The sequence below is a fragment of the Sphingomonas sp. TREG-RG-20F-R18-01 genome (assembly GCF_022662475.1).
In the GTDB taxonomy this organism is placed as follows: Bacteria; Pseudomonadota; Alphaproteobacteria; order Sphingomonadales; family Sphingomonadaceae; genus Sphingomonas.
Window position 1 is genome coordinate 659572 of the sequence record NZ_JAKNQQ010000002.1, and the last position, 22452, is coordinate 682023.

A 22452-nucleotide genomic window follows, 5' to 3' on the forward strand; every position below is an offset into this window, starting at 1 on the left:
TGGACTCCTGCTTTCGCAGGAGAACAGTTCGGTATTGGCAAAGGTATCGCCGATCCCGGGAGGGACGATGCGATGATCTACGACATCCGCCACGTCACGCGGTTCGATTATGGCGGCAACGTCAAGTTCGCGCGCTGCAACCTGCGGCTGAAGCCGATCCACTGGTCGGGGCAACGGCTGCTCGACTATGACCTGCGCATCTCCCCCGCCGGGCGCGTGTCCCCGGCGCGCGCGGAGGCGGGGCTGGCCAATGTCGTGCGGCTGGTGGTCGACGAACCCGTCCGCCATCTCGTGATCGAAAGCATCTCGCGGATCGATATCGACCGGCCTGTGCCGATGCCGTCGGACGGATCGCCGCGGCTCCATGATATCGCGATCGCCGCGCGCGCGAGCCGCGATCCGTCCCCGGCGGGGCCGGCGAGCTATCTCTTCCCCTCGCCGCTGATCCCGCTCGACCGTGACATTGCGGACTATTGCGCGCTCGATCTCGATCCGGATCGCCCCGCGCTCGACGCCGCGATCGCGCTGGCGCAGCGGATCCAGCACGATTTCGCGTTCGATCCCCATGCGACGCTGGTCGACACGCCCCCGCACGAGGCGTTCCTCAAGCGCGGCGGGGTCTGCCAGGATTTCGCGCAGATCATGATCACGGGCCTGCGCGCCGCCGGGCTGCCCGCGGCCTATGCTTCGGGCTATATCCGCACGATCCCGCCGCCCGGACAGGCGCGGCTCGTCGGGGCGGATGCGACGCATGCCTGGGTGCTTTTGTGGTGCGGGCCGGAGCTCGGCTGGGTCGGGGTCGATCCGACCAACGGGATCTGGATGGCGGGCGACCATATCGTGATGGCGATCGGGCGCGATTACGGCGAGATCGCGCCGATCGACGGCGTCGTGCTCGGGTCGAGCGCGCAGAAGATGGATGTCAGCGTTGACGTCGCGCCTGTGCTAGAGCCGGTCGCCTGAGATTTGCGCCCAGTATTTGCGCTAGCCGTAATGACTCCCCAAATACGGGGAAAGACCAGCACCGGGGATAGAAGTGGCCGATCCGTACACGACATTGGGCGTCGAACGCACCGCCAGCGAAGCGGACATCAAGAAGGCGTATCGCAAGCTCGCCAAGGAACTCCATCCCGATCGCAACAAGGACAACCCCAAGGCCAGCGACCGCTTCGGCAAGGTGACGCAAGCCTATGATATCCTGAACGACAAGGACAAGCGCGCACGTTTCGACCGTGGCGAGATCGACGGCGACGGCAACCCCGCGTCGCCGTTCGGCTTCGGTGGGCAGGCCGGTGGCGGCGGCGGGTTCCGTCCCGGGCCGGGCGGGCAGGGGTTCCAGGCGGACGGCCCCGACCTCAGCGACATCTTCGAGGGCATGTTCTCGGGCGGCGGTCGCGGCGGCGGCGGTTTCTCGGGCGGGTTCGGGGGGTTCGGGCGCAATCGCGAACAGCCCAAGGGCGCGAACGTGCTCTACAAGCTCGACGTCCCGTTCACCGACGCCGCCGCCGCCAAACCGCAGCGGATCACGCTCGCCGACGGCAAGACGATCGACCTCAAGCTCCCCGCAGGACTCGAGAGCGGCGCGCAGATGCGGCTCGCGGGCAAGGGCCAGCCGGGGCCGGGGGGCAATGGCGACGGGATCGTCACGCTCGAGATCGAACCGCACCGCTTCTTCTCGCGCGACGGCGACAACGTCCTGCTCGACCTGCCGATCAGCCTGTCGGAAGCCGTACTCGGCGCGAGCGTGCGCGTGCCGACGGTCGAGGGCGCGGTGATGCTGACGGTGCCCAAGGGCTCGTCCTCGGGCAAAGTGCTGCGGCTGCGCGGGCGCGGGTTCCACCGCAAGGACGGCACGCGGGGCGACCAGATGGTGACGCTCATGGTCGATCTCCCGGTCGATGACGATGCGCTGATCGAATTCGTACAAGGCTGGAAAGACCGCGACTTAGGGAACCCCAGGGGCGACATGGGCGTCTGACTCCGGATGAGTGATGTATCCCCCGCTTCGCCCGAAGAACGTGCCGTCCGTGGCGAGGCGGGGATCCACCCCGATAATGTGGCGCCCAATGCCCGGCTGCTGGCGCGGGCCTGGCAGGTCACCCGGCGCGCGTTGATCGGCGTCTTCTCCGATGGTTTCATCCATGCGGGTAACCTCGCCTATCTGGCGTTGGTCACCGTTTTCCCGTTCTTCATTCTGGCGGCGGCGATCGCTTCGCTGCTCGGCCAGAGCGCCGAGACCCAGCGTGCGGTCGCATCCTTCCTGCACGTCCTGCCCGGGAACGTCGCGGAACTGCTCGAAAAGCCGATCCACGACGTGCTGCTGGCCAGGACCGGATCGCTGCTGTGGATCGGTGCGCTGGTGGCCTTGTGGTCCGTCGGCAGTTTCGTCGAAACGATCCGGGATATTTTCCGTCGGGCCTATGGCGTCAAGTCGAGCAAGCCGTTCTGGCATTACCGGATCAGCTCGATGCTCGTGATCGTCGCGTCGGTGGTGCTCGCGCTGTTGTCCTTCCTGGTACAGGGGATGCTGACCGCGGCGGAGCGGTTCATCTATGCGCTGCTGCCGTTTGCGGAGAATGTCGCGGGCTGGATCGGCCTGTCGCGCGCGGTGCCGGGCGTGGTCATGTTCGGCGCGCTGTACATGCTGTTCCTCTCGGTCACCCCATCGAAGTACCGCGTCAGCAAATGCCCCAAATGGCCTGGTGCCCTGTTCACCACGGTCTGGTGGATCACCATCACCGCCTTGCTGCCGCTGGTACTGTCGCAACTTGGCAGCTATGACCTGACCTATGGCAGCCTGGCGGGCGTGATCGTCGCGCTGTTGTTCTTCTTCCTGGTCGGTTTGGGGATCGTGTTCGGGGCGCATCTCAATGCAGCACTGGCGGAACCGCCCGAACAAGGGGTAGAGAGCGCAACAGACCAACAGGAGGCGGTAGCGGCGTGACGGAATTGATGGCGGGCAAGCGCGGGTTGATCATGGGTTTGGCCAATGATCGCTCGCTCGCCTGGGGGATTGCCAAGAAGCTGAGCGAAGCGGGGGCGGAACTCGCGTTCAGCTACCAGGGCGAGGCGATGGAAAAGCGCGTACGCCCGCTGGCGGAACAGCTGGGCGTTGCTCGACTGTTCGATTGCGACGTGTCGGACATGGGGGCGCTCGACGCGACCTTCGCGGATCTCGCGAAGGAATGGCCGACGATCGATTTCGTCGTCCATGCGATCGGCTTCTCCGACAAGAACGAGCTGCGTGGCGGCTATGTCGACACCAGCCTCGACAATTTCCTGATGACGATGAACATCTCGGTCTATTCGTTCGTCGCGGTGTGCAAGCGCGCGGCGGCGATGATGCCGAACGGCGGCGCGCTGCTGACGCTCAGCTATTATGGCGCGGAGAAGGTCATCCCGCATTACAACGTCATGGGCGTCGCCAAGGCCGCGCTCGAGACGAGCGTGCAATATCTCGCGGTCGACCTCGGGCGCGACAACATCCGCGTCAACGCGATCTCGGCGGGGCCGATCAAGACGCTTGCCGCCTCGGGAATCGGCGATTTCCGCCTGATCCTCAAGTGGAACGAGCTCAACTCGCCGCTCAAGCGCAACGTGACGATCGAGGACGTCGGCGGGGCGGGGCTGTATTTGCTGAGCGACCTCGCGAGCGGCGTGACCGGCGAGACGCACCATGTGGATGCAGGCTATCACGTGATCGGCATGAAGGCCGAGGACGCGCCGGACATCGCGCTGGCGTAATGGCGTTCGCGCTGGACCACGTGCAGATCGCCATCCCGCCGGGTAGCGAGACCGAAGCGCCTGGCTTTTACGGCACGCGGCTGGGCTTGCGCGAACTCGACCGTCCCGCAATTCTGGCGGGCGGAGCGGGTGCTGGTACGATCTCGGTCTCCACCAGCTCCATCTCGGCGCGGACGCGGATTTCCATCCCGCACGCAAGGCGCACGTCGCGCTGACGACCGACGACCTTGCCGCGCTGCGCATCGGCTTCAGGATGCCGGCTGTCCGATCGGCGAGGACGTGCCGCTCCCCGGGCGCACGCGGTTCTTTACCGAGGATCCGTTCGGTAACCGCCTGGAACTGATCCAGCTGGGGTGAGCCGCAGCTGGGTGCGTTTGGCGCTGTCGTATGTCCGGCCGGCGGAAGCGGCCGGTCCCCAATCGACCAATTTGCGCTGTTTCAACCAAATGCGTCGGGGGCCGCCATGAAAGGGTCACACCCCCCCCGGTCACCCCGGCGCAGGCCGGGGCCGGCCTGTTGTTCAGACGCAACCGGCGATACAGGGCCCGATCGCACCGGCACGCCCGGGTAACCAGACGGCCCCGGCCTTCGCCGGGATGACGGTCGGGCGCCGAGCGACTTTCGCAAGGGAGCTCGCCTACGCCGGAATGACGGACAGGTTGCAAGGAATTTCGTCCCCCCACCGTCATCTCCGCCAGGTCAGCTGCCCCACCAGATCGTGACGTTCAGCCGCTAATGCAGGCCGCCACCATTCCGGAAGCGGACATGCAGCTTTCGGGGATGGAAGCGGACGGACCGCAATCGACCACACCCGGTCGTTCAGGCTGGCGACCCGAGCTCCCGAAAGCAGCCATTCGTTAAGCGCGATCTTTCCCGTTTTTCCGTCACCGCCATGCCATTTTGGGAAAAAGCAATTGGGAACAGATTTTAGAAAAGCAGGTGCCCCAGGCGACCACTACAGCGGTCTCCTAGGCGACTGTCCCGGCTATGGGTTCCCAACCGGGAATGGCGAGAGAGAAGCGGCGCACGCTTAAGGCGCTGACGCCTTGTTCCAAAGCGGTCCCCGTTGCATCGTCGTTGCATGATGACGTTCGGCTTCTCCACACTGCTCGACCTTTTGAGTTGGGTGGTCGCTATCACGCTGGGTTTGAAAGTCGTGGCAACGCTCATACTGCTAAACCTCAGTAAGGAAATTTGGGATCGGCCAGGATGGGGTGCCGTCCTATGGTGGTCCACTAAGATTACACCCGTAATCGCAGTGCCGTGCGTCATATGCATCGCTTGGCTGCAAGGTATGACGGATCAGATTTGGATATTCGTCGGATTGATGGTGTTCGTCATGGTCGCAGTGCCATGGAAAATTCGCCAGCGCCGGGCGCGTATAGCCGATCGAGCAACTGCTAAGTCCATCTCGTAACGTCAAGCTATCGGACGTTCCTCACCAACCCCAAGCCATATAAAGGGGCGTTAGTGATCCGCAGAATTTTGGTACCATCGTTGGCCGGGACGACTCTGGTGTTCCTGTGTAGCCCTGCGCTCGCCTCCAATAGGCCTGGTGATGGGTTCGAAGTGACGAGCTACAGGCTGGCGCTTACCCCTGACATCCAGAACAGGACCGTTGCAGGGCGTGAGGCGATCACGCTGCGCGCAACGGTGGATGGCGTTCGTCGCCTGAACTTCTCCGCCAATGCTCTTGGCATCGACAGTGCGGTCCTTGATGGCGTGGCGCTCGCCCACACCGTGGAAGGCGACGTGCTCAGCTTCCACCTGCCTCGGCAGCTTCGGCGCGGACGTACCGTGAAGCTCGAATTATCCTATCATGGCCGCCCCGCGCGTGGGTTCGCCGGCTCGGCAGAAACGCTCTACACCAGCTATTTCGCGTGCGACTGGATGGTCTGTTCTCAGAACAAGTTCGGCGAGAAGGCCGTCTTCTCGCTCGATCTGCGTGTCCCGGCCGGAATGACCAGCCTGTCGGTAGGCAGCATGATCGCGCGGAGACCGACACCGGACGGCAGCGAAGTCCAAAGCTGGAAAGCGCCCCGACCCTACTCGGCCTATCTTTATGGCTTCGCAGTGGGTCGATTCACGCAGGTCCGCGAGTGGGTCGGATCAAAAATGCTCACCTATCTGAGCGACACTGCCGACGCGGACCAGCTGAAACGACGCTTGGCAGGGACAAGAGGGATGGTCGCTTTCCTCTCCGCAAAGGCCGGAGTGCCGCTTCCCGTCGCCGACTACAGCCAGCTTCTGGTCGATGGCGGTGAGGCGCAGGAGGCGGCGACATATTCGGTCCTCGGCACCAATGCGTTGCCGATGAAGCCAGATGATGCGTCAGAGGATTGGGCGATCGTGCACGAACTTACCCATCAGTGGTGGGGCAATCTCATCACGTGCGAGACCCTCAAGGACTTCTGGCTGAATGAGGGTATCACCACCTTCATGACGGCCGCGTGGAAAGAGCACCGCTACGGCCGCGGCGCCTATGATGCCGAACTCGATGTAGCGAAGGGCCGGCTTGAAAAGGCGCGTGTGACGGGCTTCGACAAGCCGCTGGCCTGGAATGGGAGCTACCCGACATTGGGCGTCCGGCGCGCGATCCAATACAGCAAGGGCGCGCTGTTCATGGCGCAGCTGCGTGTCACGCTCGGCGATGCCGCGTTCTGGGCAGGCCTGCGTCGCTACACCCGTGACCATGCGGGCGGCACGGTCACCAGCATCGACCTGGAGCGGGCGATGGAGGAATCGAGTGGCCGGGACTTGCGACCGCTGTTCGCCGAATGGGTGTTCGGTGACAGCCTTTCGGATCGGCAGCGGCAATAGCCTGGTCCGTGATGTTTCCGGAAATCGGATCCCTTTTGGTGAAAGCTGGAGCCCCGCAATGTCGGCTATTGCCACCCGCCTCCCGAAAGTTGCCGTTCCGCTTCCCACCACCGACTGCGTTCCGCGTTCAAGTGCCAGCGCGCATCGCCCTAAAAGCGACCGGCAGCTCTCAATCAACAGCTACTCCGGGCATAGCGGGTGTGCCCGAATGGGGTCGTGGCTTCGGGTACCAGAGGAGTACCAGACGGCCGAGGTTGGTACGGACGTATAAAGCGCTACGTTGGGCGACATGAGCATGGACGTGATAGACCGAAGCACGCGAGCAGCGATCCTGCGCCTGACGTTAGCGGAGCGGGAATGCCTGAAACGCTGCCTGAACCACCAGACTGCCAAGCAAATGGCGCTCGATCTTGGTATCTCGCCTCATGCCGTGGAGAAGCGGTTGAAGATGGCCCGCGCCAAGCTGGGTCTTTCCTCATCACTTGAAGCGGCGAAGCTCGTGGAGTCGGTAGATCGTTCCGGTCGACTGGTACCCGCTGTGTCGGACCTTCCGCAGGGAAGTGCCAGGCCGGAAGAAGGCAGCCCTATTGCCGCCCCGCGAAACGAGACCGCGTGGATCACACGGCGGCACCTTGTCTATCTGGTCTCAGGAGCAATGCTAATGAGCGTTTTTGCTGCAGCAGCTATAATGATGTGGGTTCAGTCTTCTGGCGCCATCGCGGGACAGGCCGGGCCGCCGGCAAGGGTTCCGTCGGTACCGTCCGTCGCTCCCAGCTCGGTTCCGACTGCCGGCACCGAAGCTGCGTTGCGACGCCTTGTCGCCGGTCTAGCGAGCGGCGCGCCCGACTATGACAAACTCTCTCCGCGGTTTGCCGACGTCGTCCGTGGGGATCTGCCCATGACACATCCCATGTTCCAAAAGCTGGGCGCGCTTAAGTCGGTCACGTATCGCGGGCGAGGTATGATGGGCGACGACGCCTACAATCTGGTGTTTGCCAACGGCGAGGTATTCATGTCGGTCGCGCTGGATCCAGAAGGCAGGATGGCCGGCGGCATTCTCCGACCGGAGGGTGATGTTCCTTACCGCTGAATGCGGACGCCGACTGCTTTACCGGGCAAGGAATGTCTGCTGTCCACCAAGGTGGGACGTTCACCTGCGCGGGTCGACGATCGAACGGAACGCCGACAACGCCCGACGGCTTGACCCACGCGCGCAGGCGGATGACAGGGAGGGCATGAGCTTCAACACCTTTGGCCACGTCTTCCGCTTCACCACCTGGGGCGAATCGCACGGTCCCGCGATCGGCGCGGTGGTCGACGGGTGCCCGCCGGGCATCCCGCTGACCGAGGCCGACATCCAGCCGTGGCTCGACCAGCGTCGCCCCGGCACCTCGCGCTTCACGACGCAGCGGCAAGAGCCCGATCAGGTCCGCATCCTCTCGGGCGTGTTCGAGGGGCGGACCACGGGCACGCCGATCAGCCTGATGATCGAGAATGTCGACCAGCGTTCGAAGGACTATTCGGAAGTCGCCAAGGCGTATCGCCCGGGCCATGCCGATTATGCCTATGACGCCAAATACGGCTTTCGCGATTATCGCGGCGGCGGGCGCTCCTCGGCGCGCGAAACCGCGTCGCGGGTGGCGGCAGGGGCGGTCGCGCGGCTGGTCGTCAGCGAGGTGACGATCACCGCCTGGGTCGAGGCGATCGGCGGCGACGCGATCGACCCGGCCAATTTCGACGTGGACGAGATCGGCCGCAACCCGTTCTTCTGCCCCGATGCGGTGGCGGCGGCGCGGTGGGAGACGCTGGTCGACGCCGCGCGCAAGTCGGGCTCGTCGCTCGGCGCGGTGGTCGCTTGTGCTGCCACGGGCGTGCCGGCAGGCTGGGGCGCGCCGCTCTATGCCAAGCTCGACGCCGAGCTGGCGGCGGCATGCATGGGGATCAACGCGGTCAAGGGCGTCGAGATCGGCGACGGCTTTGCCGCCGCCACGCTACGCGGCGAGGACAATGCCGATCCGATGCGCCCCGGCGTGGACGGCCCCGAATTCCTCGCCAATCACGCGGGCGGGATCGCGGGCGGGATCGCGACGGGGCAGCCGGTCACGCTGCGCGTCGCGTTCAAGCCGACCAGCTCGATCCTCACCCCGGTCGCGACGATTGCGCCCGATGGCGCGGCGACGGAAATCGCCACCAAGGGGCGCCACGACCCCTGCGTCGGCATCCGCGGCGTCCCCGTGGTGGCTGCGATGGTCGCGCTGGTGCTCGCCGACCAGAAGCTGCTCCATCGCGCGCAATGTGGCACAACAATCGGGTAACAAACCGATAAGGTGGTTAATTTTGGCGATAGAGGGAGCGACCAAACGCCAAGTCGGTCGTTATTACCCCGACCCATTTGAAGGTCACGTCACAGAAGAGGACCAGACCCCATGCGTATCGCAACTTTGGCAACCATTGCCGCCCTCGGCCTTTCGACCGCAGCCATCGCCCAGACCGCCCCAGCCGGTGGTGCAGGCGCAGGCGGCATGCCGTCGACCGGTTCGACCACCGGAACCACGACCGGTTCACCCTCGACGATGCCGGGCGCGCCGATGGGCTCGACCGCAACCGATCCGTCGATGTCGTCCAGCACGCAGTCGAGCACCTCGACGACCGCAGGCAGCCCAGCAACCTCGACCGACTCGGCGATGAGCACCGGTTCGACGACCGACACGACCGCGACGACGACCAAGTCGAAGCGCAGCAAGAAGCGCCCGATGTAATCATCCTGCGCTGACAGGTTAAAAAAAAGGCCCCGGCCGCGCGAGCGGTCGGGGCCTTTTTCGTGTCAGTCGGCGAACGGATCGCGCACGAGGATCGTATCCTCGCGCTCGGGGCTGGTCGAGACCAAGGCGACCGGGCATTTGATCAGTTCCTCGATCCGGCGAATGTACTTGATCGCCTGCGCGGGGAGGTCGGCCCAGCTGCGCGCGCCTGCCGTCGTTTCCTGCCAGCCGGGCATGCTCTCATAGACCGGCTCGACCTCGGCCTGGTCCGCGGCATGCGCGGGGAAATAGTCGAGCGTCTCGCCGCGCAGGCGGTAGCCGGTGCAGATCTTCACCTCGTCGAACCCGTCGAGCACGTCGATCTTGGTGAGCGCGATCCCGGTGATGCCACCGACGGCGGCGGACTGGCGGACCAGCACCGAGTCGAACCAGCCGCACCGACGCTTGCGCCCGGTGACGGTACCGAACTCATGGCCGCGCATCCCGAGCTGCTCGCCGGTCGCGTCCTCGAGCTCGGTCGGGAACGGGCCCGAACCGACGCGCGTGGTATAGGCCTTGGCGATCCCCAGCACGAAACCGACCGCGCTCGGGCCCAGGCCGGAGCCGCCCGCCGCGGTGCCCGAGATCGTGTTCGACGAGGTGACGAACGGATAAGTGCCGTGGTCGACGTCGAGCAACACGCCCTGCGCGCCCTCGAACAGGATCCGCTTGCCGCGCGACCGTGCATCGTTGAGCACGCGCCACGTGGGCTTGGCGAAGGACAGGACGAAATCGGCGATCTCGCGGAGCTCCTGCACCAGCGCGTCGCGGTCGATCGGCGGCTCGCCGAAACCTGCGCGCAGCGCGTCGTGATGCGCGGTCAGCCGGTCGAGCTGTGCCCCCAGCGAATCGAGATGCGCGAGGTCGCATACGCGGATCGCGCGGCGGCCGACCTTGTCCTCATAGGCCGGGCCGATCCCGCGCCGCGTCGTGCCGATCTTGCCCGCCCCGCTCGCATCCTCACGCAGCGCGTCGAGATCGCGGTGGAACGGCAGGATCAGCGCGCAGGTGTCGGCGAGCATCAGCGTGTCCGGCGTGATCGTCACGCCCTGGCCGCGGAGCTTCTCGACTTCGGCCTTGAGCGCCCACGGATCGAGCACCACGCCATTGCCGATCACCGACGGCGTGCCGCGCACGATCCCCGAGGGAAGCAGCGACAGCTTGTAGACGCTCTCGCCCACGACGAGCGTATGCCCCGCATTGTGCCCGCCCTGGAAGCGCACGACGACATCGGCGCGCTCGGCGAGCCAGTCGACGATCTTGCCCTTGCCTTCATCGCCCCATTGGGCGCCGATCACTGCTACGTTTCCCACGGTCTGTTCCACACATCGTCTGTGACAAAGCGTGCAGCCCTAATGCGCGGGGGGCGGGGGGTCCATGCCTATTGCGTCTGCGCCGTCTCCCCGGCGAAGGGCCGGAGCCGCCCGGTTGCACGCGGACCGGCGGTCAAGACAGAAACCGGGCCGACCCCCGGCCTTCGCCGGGGGGACGGGGGAGGCATTCCGGATAGACTGGACGGGGGGAGGGCGATCAACATGCTGCTTGCGATACTCTTGGCTGCCGCGCGGGTGGAGACGGGCGAGGTTTATGGCGATCTCGGGCGAGAAATCCCGCGCGAGCTCGCCGCCACGCTGGACGGCATCGACGCCCCTCTGGACGCGGTGGGCGAATGCCTCGACCGGTATCCACGCCTTGATGCTGACGCAGCGCTTGCGGCGCGCACGCAACGCTCGATGAAACTGCATCGCGCGATCAGCGAGATCTGGGCGCGATCCAAAGAGGACGTGCTCGGTGACCCGCCGCCGCGGCGCCGCCGGGCGTGTACCATGGCGAACGTAACCGCTGCCCTGCAGGAGGCCGACGTCGCGTTGCAGCGGGCCGAACAGGCGTTCGCGCGCGCGACCGTCGCCCTTCGTGCCGGTGCGTGGTTCGGTCCCTTGCAGCTCTGTCGGGCGAGCGTGCTTCGCGCCGAAGTGGTTCGCCGCGAGGAGGAAGACGACTGGTACCTGTCGATCGCCTTGCGGCCCACTGCCGCCGCCGCGTTTGAGGGGATCACGCGCCGCCGGACCGGAGACCTGCTCGCACTCCGCGTGGCCGGGACGGTCGTTTCGCGGCCCAGGGTCCATGGACCAATTCTGGAGGGGCGGTTCTATGTGTCCGCGGGGGACGCCGGCCCGCTCGAGCATGCCGCCATGCTGGCGCTGGGGCCGTGTTAGCGACGGGATTGTCGTCAGGCTCGGAGTGGCAAGCGTTCCGTCATTCCCGCCGAGGCATGGCCTCTGCAAGACCATAGGTGTTCTCCCGCGGAAGCGGGAGCCCAGGAGTCGCGAGAATTGTAAGCCGTGATTTTGCCTGGCCCTGGATTCCCGCCTTCGCGGGAAAACAGCAAATCAAGGGGCCGTAGAACGACTTTCGCAGAGGTCCGGCCTTCGCGGGTATGACGGTTGTCGAGAGGACGTCCTGCTTCACCCCAGCCGACTAGACCGCGCGCGCTTCACCCTCCGCGAGCACGTGCGTGCAAAGCTGCGCCTCGGGCGTATCCCCCGCCTCGAGCGCCGCGACCGTGACCCAGCCCGCCGCGCGCATTGCTGCCGCGGTTACGGGCGCGGTGCCGACGGGCACGAACAGCCGCAGCCGGTCGACCTCGGCGAGCCCCGCCGCGACGATCGCATCGGCGTAGAGCGAGAAGCCGACCGCGGATTCCTCCGCGCCGCCTTCGTGCATGATCGTATAGGTGCCGCCACGCCCGATCTCGCCGCGCACGCCGCCTGCGAAGATCGAGAAGCCGAGCCAGCTCTGATATTCGAACCCGTGCCGCTCAGTCGGGTCGAGCGTCAGCGCGACGCGGCCCTTGAGGCCGTCCGCGATCTTCCACAGGGCGTCGAGCCGCGAGGTCAGCGCCCCGCGCGCGTCGAACGCGCACAGCCGGTCGTGCGCGGTCTCGAACGGGCCGGCGGCCTCGATTAGCGGGAGATAGGCGGGCGCAATTGCCGCGACCCCGCCCGCGTCCTTGGCATCGAGCCGGTCGCGCAAGGCGTCGATCTGCGCCGCGTCGATCGGGAACGGCCCGCCTGCGAGCACGTCGATCAGGTCGGGGAGCGTGAAATCGATTGAGATGTCGGTGACGCCAGCCGCCTCGAGCGCCGCGACCGCGACCTCGACCACTTCGCGTGCCGCCGCGACGGTATCCAGCCCGATCAACTCGCACCCGATCTGGCGGAGTTCGCGCTCGGGCGCGAGTTGCGAGGCGCGCAGCTTGAGCACCGGGCCGGCATAGGAGAGCCGCACCGGGCGCGGGTGATGCGCCATCCGGGTGGCGGCGATCCGGCCGATCTGCGCGGTCATGTCGGGGCGGATCGCGAGCGTCGCCTGGCTGACCGGATCGACGAACCGCACCGCATCCTGCGCGCGCGCGGACTTGAGGCGGCCGGCGAGGCCCGCCTCGAACTCGGCGAGCGCGGGGTCGGCGCGTTCGTAGCCATAGGCGTAGGCAGCGGCAAGCGCGGCAGCCTCGAGCCGCGCGGCGGCGTCGGCGAAGGGAGGGAGCCGGTCACGAAAGCCGGTCGGGAGGAGAGCGGTGGTCATCAAATGTCCTTCTCCCTCTCCCCTGCGGGGAGAGGGCCGGGGAGAGGGGCAGCCGCAAGCGCAGCGCCGATCGTCCCGAGCACGCCGTCGAGATTTCCCATCACGTCGGCATTGTCGAAGCGGATCACGCGATACCCTTGTCGTTCGAGCCACGCGGTGCGGCGGGCGTCGGCGCTCTCGTCGTCGGCGTGGGTGTCGCCGTCAAGCTCGATCACGAATTTTCGGGAACGCGCCACGAAGTCGGCAATGAACGGGCCGATCACGACCTGGTGGGTGAACTTGACTGCCGCGAATCGTTTGGCGCGGAGGTTGTACCAGAGGCGTGCCTCTGCGGGGGTGGGGTTGCTGCGCATGTGTTTGGCACGCGCCAGCAACAGCTTGTCGGTTTGTGGCACGGCCCCTCTCCCCGGCCCTCTCCCCGGAGGGGAGAGGGAGAAGAGGAACGTACCTTTTCTGTTCTAGAACGCCAGGCCCATCGCCGTCACCACGCCCGGCAGCGCGCGCACCTGCGCGAGCAACTCCGGCGTCAGCGCCTCGTCGATCGACAGCAGCAGCACCGCCTCGCCGCCCGCCGAGCGGCGACCAAGGTGGAACGTCCCGATGTTGACCCCACCCGTGCCAAGCAACGTCCCCAGCCGACCGATGAACCCAGGCGCATCCTCGTTGACGACATACAGCATGTGGCCCGCCAGATCGGCCTCGACCTTGATCCCGAACAGTTCGACCAGCCGCGGCGCGGCGTCGCCGAACAGCGTGCCCGCGACCGAGCGCTCGCCCGCATCGGTCTTGACCGAGACGCGCAGCAGCGTGTGGTAATCGCCCTCGCGCTCGGTGCGGACTTCGCGGACTTCCATGCCGCGCTCCTTGGCGAGCAATGGCGCGTTGACCATGTTGACCGTGTCGGTCTGCGTCCGCAGGAACCCGGCGAGCACCGCCGACACCATCGGCTTCTGGTTGAGTTCGGCCGCGGCCCCCTCGGCGTGGATCGAGATCCGCGCGATCGCGCCGTGCGTCAGCTGACCCACCAGTGACCCGAACTTCTCGGCGAGCGCCATGTACGGCTTCAGGCGCGGCGCTTCCTCGGCGGAGAGCGACGGCACGTTGAGCGCGTTGGTGATCCCGCCCGACATCAGATAATCCGACATCTGCTCGGCGACCTGGATCGCGACATTGACCTGCGCTTCGTCGGTCGAGGCCCCCAGATGCGGCGTCGAGACGAAGTTGGGCGTGCCGAACAGCGGCGAGTCCTTGGCGGGCTCGGTCACGAACACGTCGAGCGCCGCGCCGCCGATGTGGCCCGAATCGAGCCCGGCCTTGAGCGCCGCCTCGTCGATCAGGCCGCCACGCGCGCAGTTGATGATGCGCACGCCCTTCTTCGTCTTGGCGAGATTCTCCGCCGACAGGATGTTGCGCGTCTGGTCGGTGAGCGGGGTGTGGAGCGTGATGAAGTCCGCGCGCGCGAGCAGCTCGTCGAGCTCGACCTTCTCGACGCCGAGTTCGACCGCGCGTTCGGGCGAGAGGAACGGGTCATAGGCGACGACCTTCATCCGCAGGCCGAGCGCACGATCCGCGACGATCCCGCCGATGTTGCCCGCGCCGATCAGGCCGAGCGTCTTGGCGGTCAGCTCGACCCCCATGAAGCGGTTCTTCTCCCACTTGCCCGCCTGCGTGCTGGCGTCGGCCTCGGGAAGCTGGCGCGCGAGCGCGAACATCAGCGCGATGGCATGCTCGGCGGTGGTGATCGAGTTGCCGAACGGGGTGTTCATCACGACGACGCCCTGCGCCGACGCCGCGGGGATATCGACATTGTCGACGCCGATCCCGGCGCGGCCGATGACCTTGAGGTTGGTCGCGGCGGCGAGGATCGCCTTGGTCACCTTGGTAGAGCTGCGGATCGCCAGGCCGTCATACTGGCCGATGATCGCGATGACTTCTTCCGGGGTCTTGCCGGTGATCTCGTCGACCTCGACGCCGCGTTCGCGAAAGATCTGCGCGGCTTTGGGGTCCATTTTGTCGGAAATGAGGACTTTTGGCATAGGATGTCTCCGTTGCCCCGGGGTTGGCGGGGCCTGAATTTACTAATGATCGTCACCCCGGCGCAGGCCGGGGCCGGCATGTTGGTCGCGTCACGCCCGAATTACGGGGCGGCCCCGGCCTTCGCCGGGGTGACGGACGTTATTTCGACACGCTCGCATAGGCCCAGTCGAGCCAGGGCCCGAGCGCGACGATATCCGCGGTGTCGACGGTCGCGCCGCACCAGATGCGCAGTCCGGGAGGTGCATCGCGGTAGCCCGCGATGTCATAGGCCGCCTTTTCCTTTTCGAGCAGCCCGGCGAACGCCTTGATGAACGCCTCGTCCGCACCCTCGACCGTCAGGCAGACGCTCGTCTTCGAGCGCGTCGCTTCGTCCGCCGCGAGGTGCCCGAGCCACGGCCGGTCCGCGACGATCTGGTCGAGCGCGGCGGCATTGGCGTCGCTGCGCGCGATCAGCCCGTCCGCGCCGCCGACCGTCTTCGCCCATTCGAGCGCTGCGATGCAGTCCTCGACCGCGAGCATCGAGGGCGTGTTGATCGTCTCGCCCTTGAAAACGCCTTCGGTCAGCTTGCCCTTGGAGACCAGGCGGAACACCTTCGGCAGCGGCCACGCAGGCGTATAGCTTTCGAGCCGCTCGACCGCGCGCGGCCCGAGGATCAGCACGCCGTGCGCACCCTCGCCGCCCAGCACTTTCTGCCAGGAGAAAGTCGCGACGTCGATCTTGTCCCAGTCGATGTCATAGGCGAACACCGCGCTGGTCGCGTCCGCGAAGGACAGGCCTTCACGGTCGGCGGGGATCCAGTCGGCGTTGGGGACGCGGACGCCCGAGGTGGTGCCGTTCCAGGTGAACAGCACGTCGTTCGACCAGTCGACCGCGTTCAGATCGGGCAGCTGGCCATAATCGGCGCGCACGACGGTGGGATCGATCTTGAGCTGCTTGACCGCGTCGGTGACCCAGCCCTCGCCGAAGCTTTCCCAGGCGAGCGCGGTGACGGGCTTGGCACCCAGCATCGTCCACATCGCCATTTCGTAAGCGCCGGTATCGGAGCCGGGAACGATCCCGATGCGATGCGTATCGGGGAGCTTCAACAGCTCGCGCATCAGGTCGATCGAATATTGCAGCCGCGTCTTGCCGATGTTCGAGCGGTGCGAGCGCCCCAGCGAGTCGGTTGCGAGATTGGCGGCGGACCAGCCCGGAGGCTTGGCGCACGGGCCCGAGGAAAAATACGGGCGTGCAGGCAGGTGCGCAGGACGCGCAGGCAGTTCAGTCATGTAGTCTCTCCTTACAGAGAGCACGCGCGGCGTTGGGACCGCGTGGCCCGTTGCCGCTCCTAAGCCCGTGCCGCGCAACGTCAAGTCGTTTCCGTCGACACACGCGCAACGATCGTTCAGGATGTAGGCTTACCGGGGGGTAATCACATGAAGATCATCGATCCGCGCGAACCCGCTGCGGTGTATTCCATCGTCTTGTGGCTTGTCACGGATCTGGGGGTTGCAGTGTCCGGCGCACTGCTCATCGTCAGCCTCGGGGGTTTCGGCAACATCTGGTCCCCGCCCGCGCTGGACTTCGTCAAGCGCTTTAGCATCGCGACCAACATCTGTTCGATGACAGCGTTTGCTTTGTCCGTGGTATGCTTCGCACGCTGGATCCACAACGCAAGCATACGGGCACACTTGTTTTCCGGCGGGATGACGATGTCGCCAGGCTGGGCAGTCGGTTCCTACTTCATACCGATCATCAACCTGTTCAAACCGTTCCAAGCGATGCGCGAGATCTGGCAGGCCAGTATCGCGCCGAATACCACCGGTATCGTACCCGTGCCGGTCGGGATGCGAATCTGGTGGGGCCTGTGGCTGGTACGCCTCGGTCTGAGCAATGCCAATTACCAGGCCATCGCCAGCGTCAGGAACCTCCTCGACATCGGGATGAGCGGAGCGCTCAACATCCTGACGTTCGTGATCGACGTACCGATGGCGCTGCTGCTGATCGTCCTGATCCGTCGGCTCGGCGCAAATCAGCGTGCGCGCGTCGAAGCGCAGATTTTTGGATAGCGATACGGGCACCGGAAGACGCTAACGGTCTGGCATGTTTCGTAGCCTTGCCGTTGTTCTGCTGACCCTTTCGCTCGCCGCCTGCGCATCGGGAGACCGACGGAACGCGCAAGCGCCGCAGCGCCCGGCGGGCGCGCGCCCGATCACGCTCGACCTGCCGACCAGCCGCGAGACCAAGGCGTGCTTCGCCGACCTGTCGCGCGCCGAGGTGCGTTACTCTCCCCTGCCCGACCGCGATTTTGGCGGCGGGTGCCAGATCGTCGGCGCGGTGCAATTGCTCGACATCGGGATCCCCGTCACCAATCTCCGCGCGATGCGCTGCGGGCTCGCGCGCAGCTTTTCGGGCTGGGTCGAGCATGCGGTCGTCCCCGCGGCGCACCAGATGCTCGGGAGCGATCTGGTGCGGATCGAGAGCATGGGGACCTATGCCTGCCGCAACGTCGTCGGGACCAGCGCCGCCTATGCCGCACGACGCTCGGGCCATGCCACCGCCAATGCGGTCGACGTGTCGGGGTTCGTGCTTCAGGACGGGCGGCGGATCACGATCCAGGGCGGGTGGAACAACCCCGACCCCAACATCCGCGCCTTCCTGCGTACGATCCGCGCCTCGGCCTGCCGCCGGTTCGGCACGGTGCTGAGCCCGGATTACAACGCGGTCCATTACAACCATCTGCATATCGAGGATGATCGCGCCGGGTTCTGTCGCTGAGACACCCCCCTCTGTCCGTTCGTTTCGAGCGAAGTCGAGAAACCTGCGCTGGTGCCGGGTTTCTCGACTTCGCTCGAAACGAACGGGAGGAGGAAGAGGCGAATTGACCGCCTCGCCTGTTTGACGCCTGCATCAAGCGCCGCCTTCAAATCCGCCGCCGAAACGCCTATTTGGCGCAGATGAGTCAGTCCCCCAAGCACGACACGCACGTTCCTTCGCGCGTATTCCCCGCCGCCCGCACCGACGCCGAACAGGCCAAGACCGGTGTCAGCACCCCCCAGACCGAAAACCCGGCGTATCGCCTCGCCTTCCAGGACATGGATTTCCTGCTGCGCGAGGATCTCCGCCCGATCCGCTTCCAGCTCGAATTGCTGAAACCCCAGCTGATCATGGACGAGGCCAACATCGCCTCGACCTTCGTGATGTACGGCTCCGCACGCATCCCCGAGCCCGCCAAGGCGCAGGCGTTGCTCGACATCGCGCACAATGCCGAGGGCGACCGCGAGCAGGCGATCCGCATCGCGGAGAATCTCGTCGCCAAGTCCAAATATTACGACGTCGCGCGCGAACTCGGGCAGCTGGCGAGCGGCTTCCCGGTCGATACCGAGGGCAAGCGCCACTTCGTCGTCTGCTCGGGTGGCGGACCGTCGATCATGGAAGCCGCCAATCGCGGCGCGGCCGACGCAGGCCATGAATCGATCGGGCTCAACATCGTGCTCCCGCACGAACAGGCGCCCAACCCGTACGTCACCCCGTCGCTGTCGATGCAGTTCCACTATTTCGCGCTGCGCAAGATGCACTTCCTGCTCCACGCGCGCGCGCTGGCGGCATTCCCGGGCGGGTTCGGGACGTTCGATGAATTGTTCGAGCTGCTGACGCTGATCCAGACCGGCAAGATCGCGCCGATCCCGGTGCTGCTCTACGGTCGCGAATTCTGGAACCGCGTCGTCAATTTCGACGCGCTGGTCGAGGAAGGCGTGGTCAGCGCCAAGGACCTGTCGATCTTCACCTTCGTCGAGACGGCGCAGGAAGGCTGGGACGTGGTTCAGGCCTTCTACCGCGACCGCGACTGATCCGGACTGCTGCGGAGGCAGGAAAAGGGTATCGGGCGCTGCGCCCGCAGCCCTCGACCCTGGCCTTCGCGAATTCTCTGGGAAAGTCGGTAACGACCCGTCATTGGCTGTTTTCCCGCGAAGGCGGGAATCCAGCGTGCAGCAAAACAACGGCTGACCGTTCTCGCGACTCCTGGACTCCCGCCTTCGCGGGAGAACAGCTATGGTTTCGCAGCGGTCATGCCTCGTCGGGGAGCAGCCTTACTTCCCCGCCGCCGCCGGAACCGTCGTGTTGCCAAGCCCCTCGACGCTCGGCGACGCCTTGCCGCCCGGATCGGCCTTGCCCGCCGCCGGCGGTGCCTTGGCGTCGGTCGCGGTCGGTGCGCCTGCCGGGGGCGGTGGAAGCGGTACGTTCGAGCCCTGCTGGTTGAGATACAGGATCACGTCGGCGCGGTCCTTGCCCGCGGTCAGCCCGGCGAAGGTCATCTTGGTGCCCGCCGCATAGCCACGCGGCGAGGTGAGCCACTTGTTGAGCTCGTCGAAGGTCCACTTCTTGCCCGCACCCGCCGTCTTGAGCGCGTCGGAGAAGGCATAACCGGCCTTGCCCTGCGCGATCCCCTCGCCGACCGTCGCATACAGGTTCGGCCCGATCCCGTTCGCGCCGCCCTGCGCGATCGAATGGCAGGCGGTGCACTTCTTGAAGACTTCGGCGCCGTGCGCCGCATCGGCCTTGGCGAGCAGCGCGGCGATCGGTTCGTCGGGGGCGGCGGCACCGCCGCCAGCGGCGTCGTCGGCGGGCGCTTCGATCGGATAACCGGCCTTTTCGGCCTTGATCGGCTTGACCAACATGTTGCCGCCGATCGTCAGTGCGAGCGCGAGCCCCATGGTGCCGAGCACCCAGCCTGCGATCGTATTGGTGCGATTATCCATATGGTTGCCGCTGCCCCTGCCGATGTCCGGCCCTCACCGGGGCCGCTATGATACTTTCGTGCATAGATTCGCATGGGGCTGACCGCAAGCCGTGCGTGTACCGGGGTTGCACCCGCTTGCCGTCCGGACCCGGGAACGGTACGCGCCGAGCCAATATGGAAAATTTCGCCGCCCCCGCCCGCGCGATCGTCGCCGAGATGACCGCCGCCGCCGCCGCCGACCCGAGCCGCGCGGTCGCGTTTCAGGGCGCGCCGGGCGCGAATTCGCATATCGCCGCGCGCGAGGCGTTCCCCGACGGCCTCCCGCTGCCGTGCTTCGATTTCGCCGACGCGATCGAGGCGGTGCGCGATTTCCGCGCGGATTGCGCGATCATCCCGATCGAGAACTCGCTCCACGGTCGGGTGGCGGACATGCATTTCCTGCTCCCCGAATCGGGGCTGGTCATCACCGGCGAGCATTTCCTCGCGATTCGCTACGCGCTGATGGGGACCGGCCCGCTGGCGGGCGTGCGCGAGGCGGTGAGCCATCCGCAGGCGCTCGGGCAATGCCGGCTGTGGCTGCGCGAGCGCGGGATACTGCCCGCCTCCTATCCCGACACCGCCGGCGCGGCGGCGGTGGTGGCGGAGCGCGGCGACCCTGCGCTGGCGGCGTTAGCGCCCCCTGGCGCGGCGGCGCTGTACGGGCTCGAGACGCTCGCGAGCGACATTGCGGATGCCGAGCACAACACCACGCGTTTCGTCGTGCTCGCGCGCGAGGGGCATGAGCCGACCGGCGACGGCGAGTGGATGACGACGCTGATCTTCGAGGTGAACAACGTCCCCGCCGCGCTGTACAAGGCGATGGGCGGGTTCGCGACCAACGGCGTCAACATGACCAAGCTCGAAAGCTACCAGCGCGGCGGCAGCTTCGCGGCGACCGAATTCTACGCCGACGTCGCGGGGCGGCCCGGCGACCCTGGGCTCGGCCGCGCGCTCGCGGAACTCACCTTCCATTCGAAATGGGTGCGCGTGCTGGGGACGTATCGACAGGCGCGCGTGCGCGGTTGACGCCTGCGTCCGGCGCTCAGGCGGGCCGGACGAGGTGCTCGGGCAAGACCCCCGGTCCGATCAGCTCCATCCCGAACGCGCGCATCACTGCGGCATCCTGCGCGGTGCTACCATACTGCCCGGGTTTGAGCGTCTTGCCGCGCTGCGCGAAGAACGCCTCCATCTTGCCCGCGGGGGCGAAGGAGATAAGCAATCGCCCGGGTGTCGTGCCCGCGAACGCCCAGGCATGCGGAATCCCGCGCGGGCCGAGCACGCAATCGCCGGGGGCGAGCCAATGGCGCGTATCCCCGACCTCGACGACATAATCGCCCTCGAGCACGAAGAACAATTCGTCCTCGCCGTGGTGGAGATGTCGCGGCGGTCCGCCCTTCCGGTCGTTCGCCTGTTCGAGCACGAACAGCGCGCCTGCGGTATCGTCGGTCAGCACCTTGTAGCGCGTGGTGCTGAGCCCGATCGCGCGCATCTTGCCCTCGCGGTCCGCGTCGGCGGCAACCTTGCCGGGAATCGCCGCCCTTACTGCGGCGCGCGCCTGCGTCAGGATCGGCGCGAACACCGCGAGCGCGGGAACGGACAGAAGCGATCGGCGCAGCATCGACGGTCTCCCCGAACTACTGCGCCGATCCTACACCAAAAACCGTCCGCCAGCGACTTCATTCCCCTAGCGTTACGAGCTTGCTTCGCCTCGTTTGCCTATCGCCTCACGTTTTCGACCACGCCGTCTGCATACAGCTTCCTGATGCTGTCCCGCGAGAACGTCAGGTGTTCCGGGGCATAATAGGATGCATCGTCGGTCTTGCCGACGCTGACATCGCGTTGCACGCTCAGAAGGTCTCCGTAATAGGCCTTTGGCATCTCGACCTCTACGGTGCGGGAGTCGGCGCGGACGACGCGCATCGCCCCGTACATCCGCGGTGCATCGGGATCGGGCATCAGCTTGGCGAGGTTGGTTTCGTAAAGGTCGCCCGCGCGCGGGTCCGCGACAAAGAGCTTGTCGATGGCGGTGTCCGCCACGCGCGCGAACGGCAGCGTGGCGATCAATGCGGCGATACCGCCTGCGCCGACCATCCAGCCCCGGCGATCCCACAGCGGGATCGCCTTGCCGGTTTCGGCGGAATCGAAATCTTCGGCACCGGCGGAGTAGGTAGTGTTGCAATTTTCGCATACCAGCACCGGGTTGCGCCCCGTCGTCCAGCGGAAGACCCAGTACAGGTGCCGCACAGTATACTCGACGAAGTGCGCGAACGCGGAGTCTTCGTCGCAAGCATTACAATGCCGTACGCCCGCATCGCCGACATATGCCGCTTTATGCGACGATCCCCAGGAAAGAAACATGACAGCCCCCTCGTTGCCAAAGCGCGCCACGACGGCGCGCTTCTGGCAAACAAGCCATGTTTACCTTGCCGGAGCCAGACTTTTACGTGGCCTCCGCCCACGCCGTCAGCAGCGTGAACGCGATCGCATAGGCGGGCGGCGGCAGGAACGGCCCGTCGCCCCCGGCGAGCACCGTCCGCACATCCTCGCGCGAGACCCAGATCGCGTCTTCCAGCTTATTGGCGTCGAGCGTGATCGTGTCGTTCTCGGCCATGCCGACGCACGCCACCATCAGCGACGAGGGGAACGGCCACGGCTCGCTCGCGATATCCCGCACGTCGCGCACCATGAGTGCGCGTGCTGGGGAC

23 protein-coding genes are annotated in these 22452 nt (G+C 66.2%); 13 read left to right on the forward strand and 10 right to left on the reverse strand.

Translation table 11 applies throughout. The features are described from left to right. Window positions 1-72 precede the first annotated feature (72 nt). From L8K25_RS08625 to aroC, 8 genes are all read left to right on the forward strand, one after another. Window positions 73-963, forward strand: a complete 891-nt coding sequence (locus tag L8K25_RS08625; protein WP_242138463.1) for a transglutaminase family protein — start codon at window positions 73-75, stop codon at window positions 961-963. A gap of 73 nt (window positions 964-1036) precedes the next feature. Beyond that, on the forward strand, window positions 1037-1978 hold the full coding sequence (locus L8K25_RS08630) for a DnaJ C-terminal domain-containing protein (protein WP_242138464.1): 942 nt from the start codon (window positions 1037-1039) through the stop codon (window positions 1976-1978). Between the two features lie 6 nt (window positions 1979-1984). Next, window positions 1985-2944 (forward strand): YihY/virulence factor BrkB family protein, encoded by a 960-nt coding sequence (locus L8K25_RS08635; RefSeq protein ID WP_242138465.1) that lies wholly within the window; start codon window positions 1985-1987, stop codon window positions 2942-2944. Then, window positions 2941-3744 (forward strand): enoyl-ACP reductase FabI, encoded by an 804-nt coding sequence (fabI, locus tag L8K25_RS08640; protein ID WP_347272077.1) that lies wholly within the window; start codon window positions 2941-2943, stop codon window positions 3742-3744. The genes L8K25_RS08635 and fabI overlap by 4 nt, the downstream gene beginning before the upstream one ends. Continuing rightward, window positions 3744-3959: a hypothetical protein gene (locus L8K25_RS08645; RefSeq protein WP_242138466.1), complete on the forward strand. Its 216-nt coding sequence runs from the start codon at window positions 3744-3746 to the stop codon at window positions 3957-3959. Before fabI ends, L8K25_RS08645 begins: the two co-directional genes overlap by 1 nt. A 1255-nt stretch (window positions 3960-5214) precedes the next feature. Next, complete coding sequence (locus L8K25_RS08650) at window positions 5215-6564, forward strand: M1 family aminopeptidase (RefSeq protein WP_242138467.1); 1350 nt, start codon at window positions 5215-5217, stop codon at window positions 6562-6564. A 295-nt stretch (window positions 6565-6859) separates the two neighbouring features. After that, window positions 6860-7654, forward strand: coding sequence for a helix-turn-helix transcriptional regulator (locus L8K25_RS08655; protein WP_242138468.1), 795 nt, complete (start codon window positions 6860-6862; stop codon window positions 7652-7654). Between the two features lie 145 nt (window positions 7655-7799). Further along, window positions 7800-8879: a chorismate synthase gene (gene aroC, locus L8K25_RS08660; RefSeq protein ID WP_242138469.1), complete on the forward strand. Its 1080-nt coding sequence runs from the start codon at window positions 7800-7802 to the stop codon at window positions 8877-8879. Between the two features lie 89 nt (window positions 8880-8968). Here the strand turns inward: aroC and L8K25_RS08665 are convergent, their stop codons facing one another. Both L8K25_RS08665 and L8K25_RS08670 read right to left on the reverse strand, forming a co-directional pair. Continuing rightward, window positions 8969-9307, reverse strand: coding sequence for a hypothetical protein (locus tag L8K25_RS08665; protein ID WP_242138470.1), 339 nt, complete (start codon window positions 9305-9307; stop codon window positions 8969-8971). A gap of 81 nt (window positions 9308-9388) precedes the next feature. Then, the gene (locus L8K25_RS08670) at window positions 9389-10678 is read right to left on the reverse strand and encodes an adenylosuccinate synthase (protein ID WP_242138471.1); all 1290 of its coding nucleotides are present in this window, start codon (window positions 10676-10678) and stop codon (window positions 9389-9391) included. 222 nt (window positions 10679-10900) lie between these two features. Between L8K25_RS08670 and L8K25_RS08675 the strand changes: the two genes are divergently transcribed. Then, entirely contained in the window at window positions 10901-11581 is a 681-nt protein-coding gene (locus L8K25_RS08675; protein WP_242138472.1) for a hypothetical protein, read from the forward strand. Between the two features lie 262 nt (window positions 11582-11843). Here L8K25_RS08675 and L8K25_RS08680 read toward each other — a convergent pair whose 3' ends face one another. From L8K25_RS08680 to L8K25_RS08695, 4 genes are all read right to left on the reverse strand, one after another. Beyond that, a complete protein-coding gene (locus L8K25_RS08680) occupies window positions 11844-12953 on the reverse strand; it encodes an ATP phosphoribosyltransferase regulatory subunit (RefSeq protein ID WP_242138473.1) in 1110 nt (369 codons plus the stop codon). After that, a complete protein-coding gene (locus L8K25_RS08685; protein WP_242138474.1) occupies window positions 12950-13345 on the reverse strand; it encodes a DUF559 domain-containing protein in 396 nt (131 codons plus the stop codon). Before L8K25_RS08685 ends, L8K25_RS08680 begins: the two co-directional genes overlap by 4 nt. 63 nt (window positions 13346-13408) lie before the next feature. Next, complete coding sequence (gene serA, locus L8K25_RS08690) at window positions 13409-14986, reverse strand: phosphoglycerate dehydrogenase (protein ID WP_242138475.1); 1578 nt, start codon at window positions 14984-14986, stop codon at window positions 13409-13411. Between the two features lie 139 nt (window positions 14987-15125). Then, window positions 15126-16256: a phosphoserine transaminase gene (locus L8K25_RS08695; RefSeq protein WP_242138476.1), complete on the reverse strand. Its 1131-nt coding sequence runs from the start codon at window positions 16254-16256 to the stop codon at window positions 15126-15128. Window positions 16257-16403: 147 nt separating this feature from the next. Between L8K25_RS08695 and L8K25_RS08700 the strand changes: the two genes are divergently transcribed. From L8K25_RS08700 to L8K25_RS08710, 3 genes are all read left to right on the forward strand, one after another. After that, a complete protein-coding gene (locus tag L8K25_RS08700) occupies window positions 16404-17036 on the forward strand; it encodes a DUF4328 domain-containing protein (protein ID WP_242138477.1) in 633 nt (210 codons plus the stop codon). A gap of 34 nt (window positions 17037-17070) precedes the next feature. Beyond that, window positions 17071-17745, forward strand: coding sequence for an extensin family protein (locus tag L8K25_RS08705; protein WP_242138478.1), 675 nt, complete (start codon window positions 17071-17073; stop codon window positions 17743-17745). 179 nt (window positions 17746-17924) lie between these two features. After that, a complete protein-coding gene (locus L8K25_RS08710; RefSeq protein ID WP_242138479.1) occupies window positions 17925-18818 on the forward strand; it encodes a TIGR00730 family Rossman fold protein in 894 nt (297 codons plus the stop codon). Window positions 18819-19058: 240 nt separating this feature from the next. Here L8K25_RS08710 and L8K25_RS08715 read toward each other — a convergent pair whose 3' ends face one another. Beyond that, the gene (locus L8K25_RS08715; protein ID WP_242138480.1) at window positions 19059-19727 is read right to left on the reverse strand and encodes a cytochrome c family protein; all 669 of its coding nucleotides are present in this window, start codon (window positions 19725-19727) and stop codon (window positions 19059-19061) included. A gap of 155 nt (window positions 19728-19882) precedes the next feature. Here L8K25_RS08715 and L8K25_RS08720 point away from each other — a divergent pair, with 155 nt between their 5' ends. Next, a complete protein-coding gene (locus tag L8K25_RS08720) occupies window positions 19883-20773 on the forward strand; it encodes a prephenate dehydratase (protein WP_242138481.1) in 891 nt (296 codons plus the stop codon). 16 nt (window positions 20774-20789) lie between these two features. Here the strand turns inward: L8K25_RS08720 and L8K25_RS08725 are convergent, their stop codons facing one another. The 3 genes from L8K25_RS08725 to L8K25_RS08735 all read right to left on the reverse strand — a co-directional run bounded on the left by L8K25_RS08725 (window position 20790) and on the right by L8K25_RS08735 (window position 22433). Next, on the reverse strand, window positions 20790-21365 hold the full coding sequence (locus tag L8K25_RS08725) for a cupin domain-containing protein (protein ID WP_242138482.1): 576 nt from the start codon (window positions 21363-21365) through the stop codon (window positions 20790-20792). A 98-nt stretch (window positions 21366-21463) separates the two neighbouring features. Beyond that, the gene (locus L8K25_RS08730) at window positions 21464-22105 is read right to left on the reverse strand and encodes a zinc ribbon domain-containing protein (RefSeq protein ID WP_242138483.1); all 642 of its coding nucleotides are present in this window, start codon (window positions 22103-22105) and stop codon (window positions 21464-21466) included. A gap of 82 nt (window positions 22106-22187) precedes the next feature. After that, a complete protein-coding gene (locus tag L8K25_RS08735; RefSeq protein WP_242138484.1) occupies window positions 22188-22433 on the reverse strand; it encodes an NUDIX hydrolase in 246 nt (81 codons plus the stop codon). Window positions 22434-22452: the final 19 nt, after the last annotated feature.